The 18669-nt window shown below is 36.7% G+C and carries 11 protein-coding genes; 7 read left to right on the top strand and 4 right to left on the bottom strand.

Annotated features, from left to right (window positions below; genetic code table 11):
- Positions 1–70: 70 nt before the first annotated feature.
- The 6 genes from M2419_RS27215 to M2419_RS27190 all read left to right on the top strand — a co-directional run bounded on the left by M2419_RS27215 (position 71) and on the right by M2419_RS27190 (position 11247).
- Entirely contained in the window at positions 71–3922 is a 3852-nt protein-coding gene (locus M2419_RS27215; RefSeq protein ID WP_259256376.1) for a hypothetical protein, read from the top strand.
- 308 nt (positions 3923–4230) lie between these two features.
- A complete protein-coding gene (locus M2419_RS27210; protein ID WP_259256375.1) occupies positions 4231–6222 on the top strand; it encodes an ATP-dependent endonuclease in 1992 nt (663 codons plus the stop codon).
- Positions 6215–8077, top strand: coding sequence for a UvrD-helicase domain-containing protein (locus M2419_RS27205; RefSeq protein ID WP_259256374.1), 1863 nt, complete (start codon positions 6215–6217; stop codon positions 8075–8077). Before M2419_RS27210 ends, M2419_RS27205 begins: the two co-directional genes overlap by 8 nt.
- A gap of 92 nt (positions 8078–8169) precedes the next feature.
- Positions 8170–8787, top strand: coding sequence for a hypothetical protein (locus tag M2419_RS27200; RefSeq protein WP_259256373.1), 618 nt, complete (start codon positions 8170–8172; stop codon positions 8785–8787).
- A gap of 294 nt (positions 8788–9081) precedes the next feature.
- The gene (locus M2419_RS27195; RefSeq protein ID WP_259256372.1) at positions 9082–10509 is read left to right on the top strand and encodes a hypothetical protein; all 1428 of its coding nucleotides are present in this window, start codon (positions 9082–9084) and stop codon (positions 10507–10509) included.
- 15 nt (positions 10510–10524) lie between these two features.
- Positions 10525–11247 carry a hypothetical protein gene (locus M2419_RS27190; protein WP_259256365.1) on the top strand — a complete coding sequence of 241 codons (723 nt, stop codon included), beginning with the start codon at positions 10525–10527 and terminating at the stop codon, positions 11245–11247.
- A 176-nt stretch (positions 11248–11423) separates the two neighbouring features.
- Here the strand turns inward: M2419_RS27190 and M2419_RS27185 are convergent, their stop codons facing one another.
- The 4 genes from M2419_RS27185 to M2419_RS27170 are packed head-to-tail and all read right to left on the bottom strand — an operon-like array spanning position 11424 to position 17083.
- Positions 11424–12902, bottom strand: coding sequence for a hypothetical protein (locus M2419_RS27185; RefSeq protein WP_259256364.1), 1479 nt, complete (start codon positions 12900–12902; stop codon positions 11424–11426).
- A gap of 10 nt (positions 12903–12912) precedes the next feature.
- A complete protein-coding gene (locus tag M2419_RS27180) occupies positions 12913–14784 on the bottom strand; it encodes a metallophosphoesterase (protein ID WP_259256362.1) in 1872 nt (623 codons plus the stop codon).
- Entirely contained in the window at positions 14777–15856 is a 1080-nt protein-coding gene (locus M2419_RS27175) for a hypothetical protein (RefSeq protein ID WP_259256359.1), read from the bottom strand. Before M2419_RS27175 ends, M2419_RS27180 begins: the two co-directional genes overlap by 8 nt.
- 3 nt (positions 15857–15859) lie before the next feature.
- On the bottom strand, positions 15860–17083 hold the full coding sequence (locus M2419_RS27170; RefSeq protein WP_259256358.1) for an ATP-binding protein: 1224 nt from the start codon (positions 17081–17083) through the stop codon (positions 15860–15862).
- 266 nt (positions 17084–17349) lie between these two features.
- Between M2419_RS27170 and M2419_RS27165 the strand changes: the two genes are divergently transcribed.
- Positions 17350–18534, top strand: coding sequence for a hypothetical protein (locus tag M2419_RS27165; protein ID WP_259256357.1), 1185 nt, complete (start codon positions 17350–17352; stop codon positions 18532–18534).
- Positions 18535–18669 lie beyond the last annotated feature (135 nt).

Genomic DNA, 18669 nt, shown 5'->3' with positions numbered 1-18669 from the left:
GGGAACCATATTCTTTTAGGAAACTAATAAAAGAACTATATTTAAATGCTTTTAACCATTTTAATCCCATATGGAATTTCAGATTGACTACGCTTCAAAAGATCGGATTATGGCTCTTGGTGAAAAAATAAAATACTTGAGTTCTAAGAACAATATTTATCACGAACATATCAATACAAATATTAAACGCGAGAACCTTCGGTATAATCTGTCGTATATTCTCTCCCATATAATATTAAACTTAAAATACATTGACCGCAGCAAAGGAGAATTTGAAAATATCATCGTAGAATTCAATTTAATTAATGACAGTACAATAACAATTAAAGACTTTGAGGAAATTAGCTGGATTAGATTGATTTCCGGCGAGGTTGTTTTACCTGTGGTCGTTAAACACTTTATATGGAAGGTGGGATACAGTGAAGCAGAAGGTAAGGGGTTGGATTTACCCGCAGGCAAAGAAAATCTAGTAAACTGTTTGCGGATGTATTATGACCGGTATTTTAAGGATGCAAAATTAACAATCGCAAGAAGTGTGCTGGATAGTATCCTTAAATCTTATGCTCCTAGGGAGATTTCCACTGAATTTTTAACAGGAAAAAAAATTCTGGAAGAGGACACGAACAAAGGAGAACTGTACTGGACAGACCATAATTATCTGAAATCCCTCAAAAATGAAATTGCAGCAACCCTGTGGATACTAATCTCCGAAGATAACACATTTGAGGAATTTCAGCATTACGCGAAGCTGCTCATCCGCATGAAAATGTACGGTGTTGATATGACTGATTTTTTAGCTCCGGCAGAATATGATCAAATAAGTAAATTTGCCGTTGAGTATCTAACCAGGGAAGAGGATCTGCTAAAAAGCGAGCATGATTTTCAGAAGATATGGTTAGATGCACTAAACTATCATCATATAGAAATCGACGGAAAAATACCCAATATAAGTTTTGATTATAGTAGTACCTACAATTTTATAAACAGCGTTGTCAATGCAGGAAGACAGCATGATGATCTTTTTTTCTATCAGAGAACCAGAGTCTTCTCTTCATTGTTACTGGGGCTGTATTTAAAGAATCTCTCAAGTCAACAGAAACAATATAGCGAAGTTCCGAAGATTCTTAAGGACCTTTCCAGACCCTTTTTACTGTGGATACTCTATAATGATATCGCTGAAAACTTCGCCTATGTTTTGCCATATCTTCTCAATGAAAGTGAATTGATACCTTCTGTTCTGCGGCTTATTGACAAGATACCAGTAGATGAGGTATTCTTGAAAAAGCAAGAGTACTGGCATGAAAAAAATGAAGAAAAATATAAAATCACTAACGAATTATTTTTTGAATCATTTGACCTGATATTGGATCTGTTTTCAAACTTACAATATGAAAGTAATTCGAAAGGCGATTGTATCGTCAAGATATTGATTGACACAGCTAAGAATGTATTCAGTTACAAAGGGAACAACAATTACGTCAGGCATCATGCTGCGAAGAAGCGTTATGATCAAATTTTGCAACTTTTAACCTTTAAAAGATACAGTGGGACAAATAATGGACATAATATTTCACCTAGAATGATTATATCAATGTTACCCGAAATGCTGGATTATCTGCTGTATGAGTATAAGAGCCCAGATAGTCGTCATCATTATCTCTCACTTGATCGCTGTTTTCTTGATGTAAGTGTCGAAGTGCTGCGATTATGCAATCTGCGGTTTGCTGAGGGGGAAATATATGAGCGTGAGAAAAATCAAATCCGGGAAAAGTCCAATGAACTTATAGATAGACTGTACAAATATCTTTTGGATTATTATGCTATCGAAGAAATCGAGGTGGTAGATTATTTTGGTCGGGGAAAAGAAACAAAAAAGGTGAGTCGCTCACTGAATTTATTTGGATTTGAAATAATTGACTGGGGATATCTTTTTTTATTATTTGAAAATAGAAATAAGCTCTCAAGTTTTAAAATACAATTCCATAAAACCTTAAGGTTTGACGCAAAAAAAAGCATCTACGACGATCAGAATAAAGAACAAAAAGATAAACTGAAGATTTTCGCAAAATCAATTTTCTTAGCTTTTAGTTCGATACATGTGAGGAAAAATGAGCTTGAAATCGAGCAGTTGCCCGTTAGAGGTACATTGAGAAAGCTTGAAAATTTTATAGGAGAGATTTCTACTCAGTATTCGGTAGATCAGCTCGAAGATGATCGCGTGAATATTTTTGACGAGAATTTTTACACTTATGGAGAGGACAAATATTATCTGAGCCTACGTACCTTACTGTTTCGATCGCTCAACTTTTTGACTGAAGTAAAAGCAGGAGAATTGATCGAAGATTTCTTTGCTCACAGCGTAGATATCGGCTGCATGTTGACTGCTATCAATATTTTGGAATCAGAAGACCTTGCAAAAGTTGTCTCCAAACGAATTTCGGAGATAGAAATCCAGGAATATATAAAAAGCAGCCGTACAGTGACAGTTCTACAAGATACCCTTATAGAAGCAGTCAATTCCGAATCACACTGGAAATTGGCAAAACCATTAATTTTAAGAATTCAAAAACATCTGGAAAAAGTTGGAAGAGAGGATGACAACCTAGTTTTTATGTTATTTAATGTGGATCTTCTTCTGGCATTTAAAGAAAATGATCCTGAAAAGATCGCTGAAATAGAAATTCCCAAATCCAATTACATAATTAATTCCAAGGATAACAACAGAGGTGAAGTTTTAAAGAAGTTCTTTACCGGTCTGCATAAGCTTTATAACGAAAAAGTGTATGATGTAGCAATCTCCATTTTTCACTCCCTTAGCTCCAGCCATGATGATGAACCCCGATATGCATTTCATTTGTATAGGGCACAGACTTTAAAAGCTATCCAAGATGGCGACATGGATTTGTTAGGCGCCGCCTTTCAACAATGGGAAGAATTCACCAAAAACCTAAAAGAATCAAATTCAAGTAAGTTATCGGAGCTGAGCGAAGCAATTTCCAGTAATAAGCTTCATTACTATGCACATGTAAATGATCAAAAAAAACTAGCCCAGCATATTGGTCTACTTTCTAAAGCTTACCTACATGACGAAGAAATAGTTCCACTGATTTACAATTACTACCTTGGCATGAAATTGCATGAAACTGCATTTGCTTATCTGAAGAAATCAATAGAATCTATCGAACTAAAAGGTAAATCGGTTCCCTTATTTTTAAGAGAACTGGAGAAGGCTTCTGTCTCAACGGGTCTTTTAGGGGCCTTTAAAAATACGTTGGTCAATATCAGAAGTATCGCTGCTACTGACCTACCTTCCATAACTCCGGATATAGTCAATGACAAACGGAACCTGAACGACTTTGTTTTCAATGAACTTATTCAGGCTGCGAAAGTTATGACCGTGAAACGGGATGCGGTGAAGAAAAATCCACAAGAAGATCGATACAATGATCTATTTTTAGCGACATTAAAATTACGATTCCAAGTATGGGGCTGGAGTATAACTGATCAGCCTAGAACTGGAAAATCCCCAACTGGAATCAACGCAGGTGAAGCGGATATAACGATTGAGGCAGGTAATATTGAGATTGCCCTTTTGGAAGGCCTGATTTTAAAAGGGAAGGAAAAGTCTGTAGTCGAAAAGCACATACAAAAGATATTTGGGTATAATAACAGTCTCGAGCGTTACTATATGATCATTTACTTTAAAGGACAACCACAGAAATTTGATCACACTTGGGAATCATATAAAACAGATATAGCAGACGTTGATTTTGAGGAGAAATTTAAGCTTGACAAAAATCAACTCTTCATTGATTTATCAAAAGATTATACTGATGTTGCCCATTTAAAACTCGCCAAGACCTATCATGGCGAGAATGGGAAAATCCAGATTTATCATATGATGATTGATCTTTCCGAATAGAATTAAGGAATGGAGTTAAAGAGGCGTATGTAGGGAAGTCTGTCCGCGATTTTACTTTGCTTTGATCTGTTCTATTAAACTTTTTCCTTAATTTTTAATGTTAGATCAATATTGAAAAAATGAAACGAAGGTGGAAGTAAGTTCACCAAGCAATTATTTGAAGCGCAGGTCAGATTTTCGGTATAAAAAGTAGAAACACCTTAAGATCTGGGTAGGGAGGATCTATGCAAAATCCTAATTTATTATTAAATTGCAGTAGCCATATCGCATCAATAATGTGATGTAATCAAAACTAATAATCTAACTGTATGTTAACGCACAAAAACCCTTATATCTCGAGAGTACACATTAAAAACTTCAGGAATTTCTTAGATGCAAATGTTTTTCTGGATCAGAAGCAAGTTATAATCGGAGAAAACAATGTTGGAAAGACCAATTTTTTAAGGGCTATCCAGCTGATCTTGGACAAGGAATTTTCCGATTCTGACCGGCAGATGGGCGAGGATGATTTCCATGAAAGCATCGAAGATGCAATGGAGAACGGGGCAGAAATAGAAATCAGTTTAGAGATCCGCAATTATGAGCACAACAGTAAGCTTGTTGCGCAGTTTGCAGATGCGGTTATATCTGACGATCCGCCAACATTGAAAATCACATACCGGTTTGCTCCCGAAAGAAATGAATTTGGTAAGATCATTAATTACCAATATCAGATTTTTAAAGGTAATATGGAAGACAAAAAGTTTACCCATGAAGATCGAAGCTTTATAAATATCTATGTTATAAAAGCTTTAAGGGATGTTGAAAGGGAACTGAAATCCAATAGGAACTCACCTTTATACAAGCTTGTAAAGCAATATGAAATTTCAAAAGAAGATCTTGAGAAGATAGCAGGGGATCTGAAAGATGCTGCAGAGGGTCTGTTGGAACTGGACGAGATTGTGCATATAAAGGAGGCCCTTACCAGTCGTTTTGCTAATTTATCGGGGCTTCAGACGGATAATGAAATTACGTTTAGAACATTTGACATGGATACCGAAAAGCTACTGTACAGCCTTCAGGTCTACATGGGAATTGAAGAAAGACCAGTTTCGGAACTAAGTTTAGGGCTTGCGAATTTACTTTATATTTCGCTAATGCTGCTTTTGCTGAAAGACAAAACGGTAATTCCTGTTATTAAAGAAGAGCAGTTTAATGAACTACTGACTAATGAAGGCGGTGAAATCTTAACTAAACTTTACAATAGAAGCGAGCAGGATAAATATATTTTAACAGATGAGATAGCAAAAGAAGATTCGGACCTCTTGTATGCGTTTATGGATGAGCATAACTATAGGCATCAGCCATTTACCATTTTGGCTATCGAAGAGCCAGAAGCCCATCTGCATCCGACACTACAGCGACTGATCTACAGGGAGGTACTACACACCAGCAACACTTCGGTCATTTTCACTTCACATTCGACGCATCTTGCATCGATTACTCCGCTTGAGTATGTTGTTCATATAAGGAAAGTAGACTTTGATAGCAAGGCATATTCAACAAACAGACTGTCTTTGAGTGAAGGGGAGAAAAATGATATTGAACGTTACATTGATGCCAAACGGGGTGAAATCTACTTTGGTAAGGGTATTATTCTTGTGGAGGGCATTACAGAGGAATATATCATTCCCGCGGCTGCAGAACTGATGGATGAACCGCTGGATAATTATGGGATTGTGGTCTGCAATATCAATTCCACAAACTTTAAGCCCTACATTCAATTGCTTCAGGCTTTAGATATTCCCTGGGTGGTATGTACCGATGGAGATTACTATGAGGTGCACGAATTTGAAGATGAAGGAGTAAAAGTGAGAAAAAGAGTAAATCACATAATGGAAACGGAGGGAAGTAAAGAATTCGGGTGGGCAGGGCTCGATAATATCAATAAAATCCTACATGATCTAGGTATACAGCCAAAGGAAAATTCTGATGAATTAGAATTAAATGACTATGGGTGCTTCGTTGGATATTACACACTGGAAGTCGACATGATGGAGAATTGCGGGGACTCCGGGCTGGACATCATCAAATCTATTTTCCGAGATCTGAAATCAGGTGGCAAAAAAATGCAGGAGAATTTCGAAAACCGTCTGGACAGCGGCGATTTTTGGGGTGCGTTAGCAAGGATCGAGAGTGAAATCAGCAAAGGACGTTTTGCCCAGCGGCTGACATCAGAGCTTACGATGAAGTTGGTGCCCAAATACGTTCAGGACTGTATAGAAGAAATAATTAAAAAGATTAAGGATTCTTATGAATAGTCTGTTTTTTCACGATCTTGAACTGATAAAAAGGGATAAAAAGCAATATGAGGCCTATTGCTCCAACAACAATTCTGTCATACTTGCGGGGCCTGGAAGCGGCAAGACCAGAATTTTGACGTTAAAAGCTGTTACACTTGCCAAAAGTTATATTCATAAACCTGCGGGGCTGGCCTGCATAAGCTATAGCCGTGAGTCTGTGAGGGAACTCAGAAAAAGATTAAAGCAATATGGCTATACACCAAGCAGTAAAGATTTTATAGGCACAGTACATAGTTTCAGCCTACTTTATGTGATCCAGCCATTTGCACATCTTTATCCGCAGTATAATGTGAAATTTCCGATAAAGATACTTCCCGATGATGTAAAGAGCAGTCTGTACCATTCTGTGTTAAAGGAACTGAAAATTACAGATCATAAAACTTTGCCACTCGCTGATATCAACAAACATAGATCACTCACCTTAAGGGGGCGGAGCAACATTTTTTTGGGATCTACACCGCAGATTGCCAAGGCTGCAGAACTTTATGAAAAGAAAATAGGGCAGACCGAGTATATCGATTTTATCAATATCATCAACCTATCTGCGAAAATAGTCAATGAACAGGAGTATGTCAGAAAAACCCTGCGGAGTCAGTTCCCCTGGCTCCTGGTGGATGAATATCAGGATCTGGGAAAAGCACTCCATGAAATGGTGCTTGAACTGGTTTTCAACGCGGATATCCGGTTGTATGCGGTAGGGGACACCAATCAGTCTATTTATGGGTTCAACGGAGGATATCCTGATTTTCTGGAGGAACTCTCCGAAAGTGACCATATTAAAAAGATAGAACTCGTTTCTAATTACAGGAGTTCACAGCATATTATCGATGCCTCAATAGAGGCTCTTGGACCTCTACCTCCTTATCCACGGTATATTTCAGGAAATCGGCAGGAAGAGGTGGCTGATTTTACATTTATCAGCTGCGATGAGGAACTGGAACCGCAATTTCGGATCGTGGCGGAGAAAGTTATCCCAAATCTGTTAAAGAAAAATATTTCTTTAAACGAAATCGGTATAATTATCAATTCTAATCCCAATATTCACAGTATGGCTCAATATTTACGAGCTCGGGACATTCCATTTTTTATTGTGAACTGGAGTTTTGAAAATAGTGAGGTTGTGGTTTGGCTTCAGGATTGCGCGTTATGGAGTCATGATAGAAATGCGCAGTCCTTTGATGATTTATTTAGGGTATGGAGAAACAAGATCATAATAGCCCATAATGATTTCCGAAAAAACTGGGAGGAAATCAGGCTGAAGACAGAGTTTTACAAGGTGCTAAACAATGGTTGCTCTAAAAGTGATTGTTTTCAGTGGCTATCTTATGTTATTGATAAGTTGAGACTTAAGGAGACGCTTGAGGATTCGGAAATATATCCCAATGAAAACCAGAATTTGGACCACCTGTTAAGGGAAGCAGAGTTTCTGAACCTAAAAAATGCAAGTATAAAAAGATTTGCGAATCTTGGCGTTCCTGAGGACCAGGTAACCATCACAACACGTCACAGTTCCAAAGGACTTGAGTTTGAAGCGGTGATCATGCTGGGAATGGAAGAAGGAAATTTCCCATTTTACAAGCATCTGGATAATCCAAGCGCTCTAGCAGAGGATAAACGATTATGTTATGTCTGTATCAGCAGGGCAAAAAAATCCTGTATATTGCTGCGATCCAAGATTTACAAGATTCCGACACGAACAGGAAGAATCTGGAGAAAAGAATACGAACCCTCACAATTCTGGACAAGTTTACATAATATGTTCGGAAGCCCTAAGAACACTTTTACAGCTAAAACATATCCGTTGACGCCATAGCAACAGAAAAACGTTTTTACAGCAAAACTTAAGACAAGTGGATATTTTAACTTCCCATCTTTTAAACTAATAATTTTCTAAAAAATTAATTTATGCCATTTACTGAATTTAATGATATTGCTATCCATGAAGCGGGACACGTCATTGTATGCTTTCTGATGAGTGATCTTGCGCGATTGCACTTTGTGACGATTGATGCTGAGCATGGCAAAACCATTGATCCGAATTCTGATGGCGGTCTGGTGTATAAATATTTGAAACAGCCAAAAGATTTAGCTTTTTTAGAACTTGACCAGTTCTGTTTGCTCCACCTTGCCGGACTTGCGGCTGATCTTGTTAACGAGCAGGAAGGTCCGCCCTCCGGGGAATATTTTCTTTCCGAAGAGTTCTTTCTTAAAATAAATCAATTCTATTATCAGGGGGACATGATTTCTTTCAGTAGTACTTTTGACAGGCTTATAGGTGTTCTGCAGGTGGCGCCACAACATTATAATTTGATTTCGATACAATTATTGGTCAATATCTTTTCAAATAGAGAGCTATTAGAGGTCCTTTTGACTCTCAGAGAATTTATTGATCGATCCAAAACTATCGATGGCGAAGCTCTTACCAAATTTTTAAACGATTCTTATCTGAGCGAATATAAAAGAAATGTCTGGCCGGATGTAAAAGAAATGAGGAGGAAATTGTTTTTATTGCCCAATACCTGATCCTAAAAATAGTTAATCACTAAAACATGACCGCTATTTTCAACGGTTAAGGAGTCCGGTATTCAGGCAGAATGAACCGAACATTTCTCTGGAAGATAGCTAAAAGCGAAAGCCTAGGGTACCTGAAAATCTAAATGTATTCGCTAGGCATATGGCTTATAATCATTGAGCTTAAAACGCTATCCAATAGGACAGTAGAAATCTATTAAATAATTATTAATTAATGTCATAAATAAAAAATGTGATCAATAATTATGTTATATTTAGTAAACCATTAAGCTAATAGCCATATTTATGAGTAAGTTAACAACAAACGTTGCGCTGGATCAGTTTACCTATCCAGGGTCTACAGCACAGCAAACAGAATTTGCAGAAAAGTCAGTATCTCTACTGGCAGAAATCATTAACCACAAAAAATTCCTTTCGGCGATAAGTACAGCCAAATTTTCTCATTGCGTTCTACTTGATGAGCACGGAAGGGCGCAGGAAGTCGGTAATGAGAAAGTGATCGAAGTTATCCAGACTGGGAAAGAATGGAAATCTACAGCCGACGGCATTGTGAATCTTTCGATAAATGTCGAGGAACTAAAGCGCAGGGTGGTTGGGGTTGTGTATCCTCCAAGTCCTATGATCAACACAAACAAACTTTTTTTTGATTATTGGCTGACCTCCGGCGATTCACTTTCGCTGGCCGCACACTGGCTTCATGAATGGCTTCATGTTGCAGGATTTCATCACAAGGGTGGAGCGGTCGATGTCAATGATCTAAACTATGTTGTAGGTAAAATTGCAGTGGAGGTAGGTCGCAGTATTCTCAAATCGACAGCTGATAAAAAGTCTCCAAACATAGGACAGGGTTATCTGGATGCTATAAATAACTATTTTGAAACAGTAAACGCGCCATCTTTTGTGGAATCGGATCTTGATAAATCGGCTCAGAGTTCGCTACAGCTTGCCTTTCTTGATCTTGGAGGTGATTCCTGGCAGGAGCAGGGCAAACAATATACCATTATACCCGCAAGCAGCGGAAAGCTGAGAAGTCTTCCCGTGCCTGAGAGTGCAGTCAAAGCACTGAAAGTAGATGTGCTGGCATTTTACAATGATCACCTTCCGGATTTTCTAGGAGGCACCAAAGAAGGGCTTTTCAAAGTTTCCATCAACACATTAGATCCCAATTCAACGGCTGTAAGCAAAAATGAAGTCACCGTTGCTATTGATTTTAAGGTAAAGGACGGAAATTACGCGCCGGGATTTTTACATAAAGGAATTTTTAAGAATGTACTCTTTACTGACTTTGTTAATTTAAAATTTGATCTGTTTGAAGTAGATAAAGACGTGGACGTATACTATGATAAAGTAAAAAAAGTGATCGATTCAGTACCGGAGATGAGAACGCTGGATATATTGAACGGCATCCCTTATTTAAATCTTGCAACAAAGCTTTTTGACGGAATAATCAAAGCGTTCGGAAAAAACGCAGACGATCATATATGGAATGAAATGCCTTCCTTGGATATAGCCCCCTTATTGGGCGGAGCATTCCTTAGAGATGGTATCTATGTTATTTTCGAAGAAAGAAACAGTAAAAAGGAAAAAGTGACAACCGAAGATCTACAGCTTAAGGATAAAGAGCTTGTGATCAATGGAAAAAAAATCACCAGACTCCCGAATCACCTGATCCTCAGTGTAGGCATCAGTGCATCATCCAAATCTTTGTCATAAACTAACAACTGAAATATGGAAAGACCAAGAATCTTGTGCATACATGGAATAGGAGGACAGGACCTCACCATGGAAAATATCCCCGGCTGGGCGGAAAACTGGCGTAACGCACTAAAACAGCATCTTGATATCAGGAATGATGAAAATATCAGGTTCATGAAGTTTGACAGCCACTTTGATAATCAGGATGCCGGTGTGGTTGACTATGCGAAATTTATCGGTAAGACCTTTCTTGATTTTCTCTTTAAGAGGAGAAGTAATAAGATGATGACCATAAAGGACTGGATGGACGACTACCCTGATATGGTGGTGGAGTACCTGCAGGATGCAAAGCTAAAAAGAATTTTATGGGATGAGCTCCGGGAGCATATTTCATCCCATAGACCTGACATAATCTATGCCCATAGTTTAGGGTCATTGCTGTGCTATGATTTTTTTTCACAGGATGAAAACAGGACAGGGTTTGAAAACATTACCCTGGTCACTGCAGGATCACAGATCGGCAGCAAACTTATAAGGGCACACATCAAGTTTCCAATCGTGCAGCTGCCCATTATGAAATGGTACAATCTGAATAATGACAGAGACCTTGTTTTTGCAGGAAGGAATATCCTGGCATCGCATCCCAATTTTAAACAGGTTGAAACTTACTTCAATGACAACTGGCCGGCCAACCACGATGGGTATAGATATTTAAACCATCATAAAGCAGTTTCTGAGGTATGGAGAACCTTCTGAAGAAGAACATTGACAAGTTAAAAACAACTGAGTCAGGAACTAGTTCCTGACTCACTTACGTTGTGTTGTTCACTCTAAAACATTTATTATAAACAGTATAGGAGGGGAGCATAATGTTTTATTGTTCGTTTAAATGGAACCCTAAATGATAGTATCCACCTCAACCAAGAAAATTTTTAGTGGGATGAAGCCTTAATTATCTGTTTTAGTATTGTAGTTGTCATGTCAAATAGCATTTCACTGTCTTTTCTACCTACGTTATCATCGTGTTTAACATATCTGTTCTGATATTTTGTAATGTTGTCAATTGTTGCCCAAATCATGTTAGCCATTTCAGGTACAACTCCTTTTGAGGCAAGGTGTCTTTTTAGAGCTGCCTGCTGATTCTCTAACGAAGCATTACTAGACAGGATTTCTTTAACCAGTAATTCAAGGCTCAAGCGTAGGTCATCAAGCGCATTACGTTCATAGATTCCTTTTTCAAATTTTTCAATTGCGGAATTGTAAGGTGCTTCGGCGCGGGGATAGTCGCTTAGAAGCCCCTTAACTTCTTCAATCATTTCCCGATTTTCATCCAAAGTGGAATTTTGGCGCAGTTCCTTGTAATCTAAAATAAGTTGTTGTTTAAGAGCCATAACTCCAGGAATAGCTGGATATGTATCGCATAATTCGTTTATAATCTGGAATTGTTGCTCTGGATTAAATGCCCTTAGATTCGCAACAAATGCTACTCTTTTATTTGGTATTTTCTTCCCTTGAGAATCAGTGAGATTCATGAAATTTTTATCAGAATATGGAATATCAACATTGTTGGCTACAGCTTTCATTGTAAAAAACTTCGCAATTTGGCCCCAGGTCATTCCGTTGTCGGTTTCCGCTATTACATCTGCGGAATGAATCAAAAAAACGTCTTTTAGAATCATATTATCTTTATGTAAGTAGCAATAAAAAAGGTATGCTTCGTTGGCTTCTATATAGTTAATTAGTTCAGGAACATCCAATACCTTATCTTCAAAGTCCAGGGGTTTACCAAGAATTAAATTATCAAAATAAACTTTAACGGAAGGACTTGCTTTCGTACTATATTGTTCCAACAATTGTTTTTTGGTATCTTCCAGGATCTTATCCGCAAATGGGGATTTACTCAACTGATCATTATATGATTTTATTCTTGATTGAAGATCGCTTGCGGAAACTCTTCCTTTTGCCAATGGCCCAAAGTAATGATCTTTCCAAAGGCGATACTGCATGTTATTATAAGTTGATATCTCCTGGTGAGAATTGGATTGGGGAATAATCGAAAGTTCCTTATTTCGTTCTGGATCGCTGTATATCACACAATAATCTATACCAAACCTATCGACCCATATTTTTAGTTTCTTACCATAGTCCTTTTGGTTTTCAAGCTCGTCTTGGAGTTCGTCAAAGCTTCGGTTATAGAATTCACGAAAAAGATTGGAATGTAAAGCATTTTGTGGATCTTTTTTACAATTTTCACAACAGCAATAAATTCTTTTCAGTTCTTTACCGTCTGTATCTCTGGTAAAAATCCTACCATTACACCTTAATATATCATAGTTCTTACTCCATATCTCGAACTTTTTTCTTGTATCAGGCTCAGCTTCTATCAGCCGAGCAATCGTATCATGGTCCATAGTCTATAAGTTACTCTTCCGTGTAGAACTTGTGGACACAATGTAAATTGTCTCTTAAGATGAAACATTCGGTTTTATAATCATCGCCATAAGGACATTTTTCAATCTTAAGTTGCTGCACCGTGTAAAATTCTATATTATTCACCTCTTCATCCCCATCCTTAAGATCCTCTGGTAAACTATTATAATTAAGAATATCGTTATTTAGTTCTTGATGTCCAGTATAAAAAAGTGATACAACAACTATTTTTTCGACATTATCGAAGAATTCTTTCTTTCTGTCTTCTCTACCAACAAGCCTTCTGATCGTTCGGCCATCATTAACAACATCGGTAATTAGTATTACTTTTTTGTATTTCTTATCCTCATTATCGTAATGAAGATCATTTTCAAATTTGTTATGATCGAGCCACCTATAAGAATAAGGCATATAAGTGTACGGTACAGGAAGTTTTATAGATGTCTTGCTAGCGATCATATTGCCTTCATACCCCAAGCCGATTATTAGGTCTGTTCCTTCAATAAGATTCATTTTTTCTAAAACGTCAATAATGGCATTTTGCGCAAAATATAAATCCTCTTTGTTCTCAAGAAGTCGTGCAATATCGATCCAGTTATGTGCCCGCGAAGTTTCGCTCCAATGAAAATGTCCCTGATGAAATAATTTCTTTTCTTTAATGATGCTGTACAATTTTTTTTGCACCAAAGATTCTTCATAAATAATCTTTGGTGTTTGTGCTTGACTATGTAAGATTTTTATTTCTTCCACCAACTGCTCGCTTTCTTGTACGTCCTGTTTAGCGATTTTTTGACTTGGTGAAACATTTAGAGCTGGTAATGAATCTGGCTCATCATCTGGTAAGAAATCTGTTGGGCCAACTTCCGAGGCAACGGGAGGCTTACGAAGCAAGAAGTTTTTAAAATCAGTATTTTTTATTCCATCTGCAGGAATTTCGATCCAATTTCCATAATTCCCTTCCCTCTGTCCCTTTACAGAATGAAGTCCAAACACCCTATTTATCATATTCAAGCTACCTAAGGTCTGATCTATCTCGTATATTTTAAAAGATGCACTGATGGAAGTTTTCGCAGAGATAGGTCCTGCATCACTGGTAATTATTTCCTCACGACCTGCCAAATATTTGGAATTTGGTGTATGTTCATTTCCATTTAGAATACATTTAATATTATGCCTTTCAAATATTGTCACGAGATCTTTTTTGTTTTCAGGATCCCATTGTCCATGGCAGGATACTTCATACTCACCTTCTAAATTGTGATGAAGACAAAGAATCAGTTCATGTCTTGGATAGGCTTCCTTGAATTTCTTAAGTTCTGTTTCAAATTGTCCGGTCGGAAGGTATCCCGTACCTCCCTGATTCATTATATTAAAATTGGTATTTACTGCAAGGAATACCATTTCGTCAACTATAAAATGGTCAAATATAAGTCGCTCGGAATCAAAGTGCTCACCTTTAATCGCGTAATATAGTTTGTTAAAATTGTTGTATTTGACTTTCTGAATTTCAGAGATATGCTTATCTTCAATATAATAGGCAGTTACGGTATGCCTATGAATGTCATGATCTCCAGGAATAAGAAGTATCTGTTTCGGATCTATATTGAGTTCGTCCATTATTAGACGAATTATTTTCTCAGCTGCGTCAAATTCTCTACTTTCAGCAATATTGGATATATCTCCAGTAATAACTAAAAACCTTTTTTTGAAAGATAATTCTTTTATTTTGTCTAAGATGTGGTTTATATAATTTGCATTTTTGTCTTCATCTAAAGTAAGATATGTGTCTGTATATGCCTTACTAATAACGCCCTTTTGGTCAGAAACATGTAAATCTGAAAAATGTAATATTAGATCATTCATCCGATAAATCAGTTTTAATTTGGTAGTTTAATTCTTTGTAATTTGTTTTATCAATTGAAAAAATGGCCAGTGTCGCATCTTTACGTTTTATATGAGCTTTTTTAAGGGTTTCAGTTTTTATGAGAGAAACATTACCTAAGTAAAAACCACCAAGAAATTGTATAATATTTTTTACGATCTTAACCTCTGTTCCTAGACAGACCAGATCTGATACTACAATATAATTTTTGTTTTCAATGATGTTTTTGTCCAAAGAATTGTAAAGTTTATTGATAGGACCTATTTTGTCTAGAATCAAAACATCTAGCTTAAGTAAGTTAGATAAAATCGAAACAATGTATGCGCTATTCAAGCTCTGGCACACTAATATTGGAGTGTCTTGTTTTTCTTTATCTTCTTTTGAATAAAATGGAATGGGACCGTCTTTACGCCATTCTTTCAGTATATTGGCTGCAAGAAGATATATCGCATACATAGATAGTGATTTTTCGTGCGAAATAAATTTCTTAACGTTTATATATGATGTCAGATAAACAAATGAAGACGTATGTTGTTCTTCATGTTTATCGGAGTAAGGAATTAAGCTAGTTTTAAAGAACTCTTTAAAAGTATCCTCAATTTTAAAGTCGTCCGGATAAAAATTATTATCCCTTTCATAAAAATAGAATCTTTTATAGCCTTCTTTTATTCTCGGATCAAGTGTAATCTTATCAAAAAATGTTATGTCCGCCGCTCTATTATCTAGGTGTTTAAAAAAATCATAGCCCAATGCTAATACTATCTCACGGGTAATATTTATAAAGACAATTTTATATCCCTCTGTTCTAAGTTCTGTAAAGTAAGTATTTAAATTGGACTGGATTGCTTCTAACTTTCTAAAATCAAAAGCAATATTGGAACCTACCGCAATACTAGCTCTAATATCGGCAATTACACGTTCCATTGTGATTGACTGGAGCCTATCGCAGTAAATGCCTAAGTTTATATCTTCTATAAAGTTTGATGTTATAACTTCCTCAGCATGTAAGTTATAATAAATAAAACTTCCAGTGTCTAATTTGGATATTATCATAATTTACGTGTTAGGAATTTCAACTTCAATATGTACCCCCTTAAATTTCACATTAAAAAATCGGATGGAGGAAAACTTTGTCTCTTCAGTATAGTAGTCTATTGCAGTATTAAACATATTCTCAAAAACTTCCATAATCAGTTTTTTGTATTGACTGATGCTATTTTTGAAATCAGACTGTTCCATGTTAGATATTTCATTTATGTTATGAAGATTTAATATCCGTTGTCTAATTTCATGAAGCTTTGAGATGTATTTGAATCTATTTGAAATGATGATCTGGCAATTTTCAGTGTGAAGTCTAAAGTAACCGTTAGAGTTAATGACTACATTTAGCATCAAATCAAGAATCCCTTCCCTTTCCTTAAGAGAGGAATAATACAAAGCTTCAAAGATGTCTAATAGGTTTTCTACATAATAGGAAGAAAAGTCTGTTTTTTTGTGAGAAATGGAATTTTTAAAATCATCTTTTTTGTAATAAAAGGGAAATGTAATTTTAGCTTCAAGTGATTTTTTTAGGCCGATTCCATTGTCAGAAATTGCGAATTTCGTCCGGAATTTGTCAACAAACATCATCGCATATGTTGTCGATCCCGAATGCATTACACCGTTCGTGATCAGCTCGGATAGTATGTCGATGTAAGTGTTTTGATAATCAACGGTATTTGGGTTATCATATAGTAGTTCCCGAAAGTGATCTTGAACGTAGTAGGAAGTAAGTGAGTTTATTTGATCACGTAGAAGAATGTCATCGTAAATCTGAAAATCAATATTTGAGTAATCATCCTTTCTGTAAGACCTGATCAAGTGATCTTTTCGTATTTCCTTACCTTTGAAAGAACCGAGATACTCTTCTTTATAGCTAATTATACTGTTTCCATACTGGTTGTAATAATCCCTGTCACCCGCAGTTTTAAAAAAATTTGCCCTGTATAGAAATTCAAGGGCAGAACTTGTCGCATGGTTATTGTTTAAAAATAATCTTAACGGATTTTTATGAAATTTACTCAGCTGCTCCAAGATACTCAATAGCAGAGGAAGTGCTATAGGATCTATCCTGTAGCTTGAGTTGTAAATATCGTCGTCCCCGTTTCCGAATAGCCTGAATGCAATTTCTTCAGATGGATTTTCCCTATAAAAATTTGCCAATTTTTTTAGAAAATCTCGATAGAAAACTAAGGGAGTGAAGTTGACATTGCTGTCAATAATAGGTATAATACTCTCCATAATAGCTTATATGCAATTACATTGATCGCAGTTGCGCAGTAAATATAATAAAAATGGGATTTATCTAAAAGAAAAGAAAAAAGGTTCGAAGAAATTATTTTCTGGTTTTTAAGTTGACGGGAAGAAACAAAAACAGTACTAAAACTGTTTTCCGCGTCAGGGATTGCAATGGAAATCCTTTTCATGCTGAAAAGATTGTAAAGAAAAGCCCGCCCGAAGGGGACGTCCTAATAAAGTTCTTTTTATTTTTGCACAAACAAACGATCATGAAAATCCTAAAAAGCAGTTTTTTCAGACCTAGGAAATGCCAGCACGGTAATTTTGAGCTTTCCCCTGATAAAGGCTGGGAGATCCTGCAGACTTTTATAGACTTTGAGTCAGGACTTCTTGTGGTCAGTACCATCAAGGGCAAAGAGGATTCTTCAAAATCCGGCGTACAGTGTGAAGTAAAGCAGTATCTTATAAATCTACAGTCACTCCAAATTCTTTCCAGCGATGATTATAAGGAATACTTCGACTATGGCCTCAAAGAATCCTACAGTCCTGATGGAAAACTACGGCTTATCTCCCAAAGGATCCATGACAAACTGAGAAACAATGATTTTTTTGCTGAGAAGCTCTACGATACAAAGATGGAAACGCTTATCAGTTCAGGAGAATCCCTTGCTTTTACAGCGGATAGGAGAGAGAATCTGCTTGAGAGACATTATACCACTTTAAAATTGCAAAAGGAATCCCAGCGCAAAGAGTCGGAAAAATTAAGCTTATCCGATCTTGAATCCATTCATAAAGCTATTCTAAAGAAAGATGAACCGATTATTTCATTTTTAGATGAGCTTTTCCGCTATAAACTGATCTACACTGGAACGCATTTTGAAATCCTCAGATACAGTATAAATGAAAGAGAGTCAGAAAGTATTCCGGCAAAGCTTAGCACCTTTTTAAATATCGAAGATTTCTGGAAAGAAATTACGGCAGACACCAATTGGTTCACTGCTCTAAGTATTCATCAGCAAGAATCTCTACAGCCTTTTGTGCTTTCCAGGAAAGTGATCGAAACTTTAAACAGCCTAAAAAAAGAAAAAGAGCTCAGCTACGAACAACATGAAAAAATCTATGCCTGGGAAAAAGTTTTTATCCATCCGAACTTAAAAGCAGGGGAGGTCAAACAGTTCTGTTCAAACTGCACAAAAGAAGTGAAATATAATCCACGTTACCCCAAATATATCTGCAGTATCTGTTCATCGAAAGATAAATACAGTCCGGACCGAATGCTTCTTGAATTTTACAATACAGACCTATCCGGCGGACTGAAGATTGTTTATAAAGACATACACGGCAATGTACTGGGGGAAGATGACTCTAAATCTGAATTCCTCTGCCTGATCGATGGTAAAGAGTTCATCGTGCAGGAAGCAAGGTTTGGCGGGATTGTCATCCAGAAGAAGTAAAACATTACTCTGATGAATTTATTAATGAAAAAGCCCTGGGCTGGGAACCCAAGGCTTTCTACTATATTAACCTATTTTATGAAAAGTAATACTAAAACAGTTATTACTGATTTTAGTTTTCCGCTAATTTTTTTT

It is taken from the genome of Sphingobacterium sp. BIGb0116 (assembly GCF_024808035.1).
In the GTDB taxonomy this organism is placed as follows: domain Bacteria; phylum Bacteroidota; class Bacteroidia; order Sphingobacteriales; family Sphingobacteriaceae; genus Sphingobacterium; species Sphingobacterium paramultivorum.
The sequence above is the reverse complement of the archived record's forward strand: the minus strand, read 5'-3'. Positions and strand labels throughout refer to the sequence as shown.

Excerpts from the sequence above, each read along its gene's own strand:
- M2419_RS27170 (WP_259256358.1), bottom strand. The coding sequence starts at position 17,083 with ATGGAGAGTATTATACCTATTATTGACAGCAATGTCAACTTCACTCCC.
- M2419_RS27185 (WP_259256364.1), bottom strand. The coding sequence starts at position 12,902 with ATGGACCATGATACGATTGCTCGGCTGATAGAAGCTGAGCCTGATACA.
- M2419_RS27165 (WP_259256357.1), top strand. The coding sequence starts at position 17,350 with ATGAAAATCCTAAAAAGCAGTTTTTTCAGACCTAGGAAATGCCAGCAC.
- M2419_RS27180 (WP_259256362.1), bottom strand. The coding sequence starts at position 14,784 with ATGAATGATCTAATATTACATTTTTCAGATTTACATGTTTCTGACCAA.
- M2419_RS27195 (WP_259256372.1), top strand. The coding sequence starts at position 9,082 with ATGAGTAAGTTAACAACAAACGTTGCGCTGGATCAGTTTACCTATCCA.
- M2419_RS27190 (WP_259256365.1), top strand. The coding sequence starts at position 10,525 with ATGGAAAGACCAAGAATCTTGTGCATACATGGAATAGGAGGACAGGAC.
- M2419_RS27210 (WP_259256375.1), top strand. The coding sequence starts at position 4,231 with ATGTTAACGCACAAAAACCCTTATATCTCGAGAGTACACATTAAAAAC.
- M2419_RS27215 (WP_259256376.1), top strand. The coding sequence starts at position 71 with ATGGAATTTCAGATTGACTACGCTTCAAAAGATCGGATTATGGCTCTT.
- M2419_RS27205 (WP_259256374.1), top strand. The coding sequence starts at position 6,215 with ATGAATAGTCTGTTTTTTCACGATCTTGAACTGATAAAAAGGGATAAA.
- M2419_RS27175 (WP_259256359.1), bottom strand. The coding sequence starts at position 15,856 with ATGATAATATCCAAATTAGACACTGGAAGTTTTATTTATTATAACTTA.
- M2419_RS27200 (WP_259256373.1), top strand. The coding sequence starts at position 8,170 with ATGCCATTTACTGAATTTAATGATATTGCTATCCATGAAGCGGGACAC.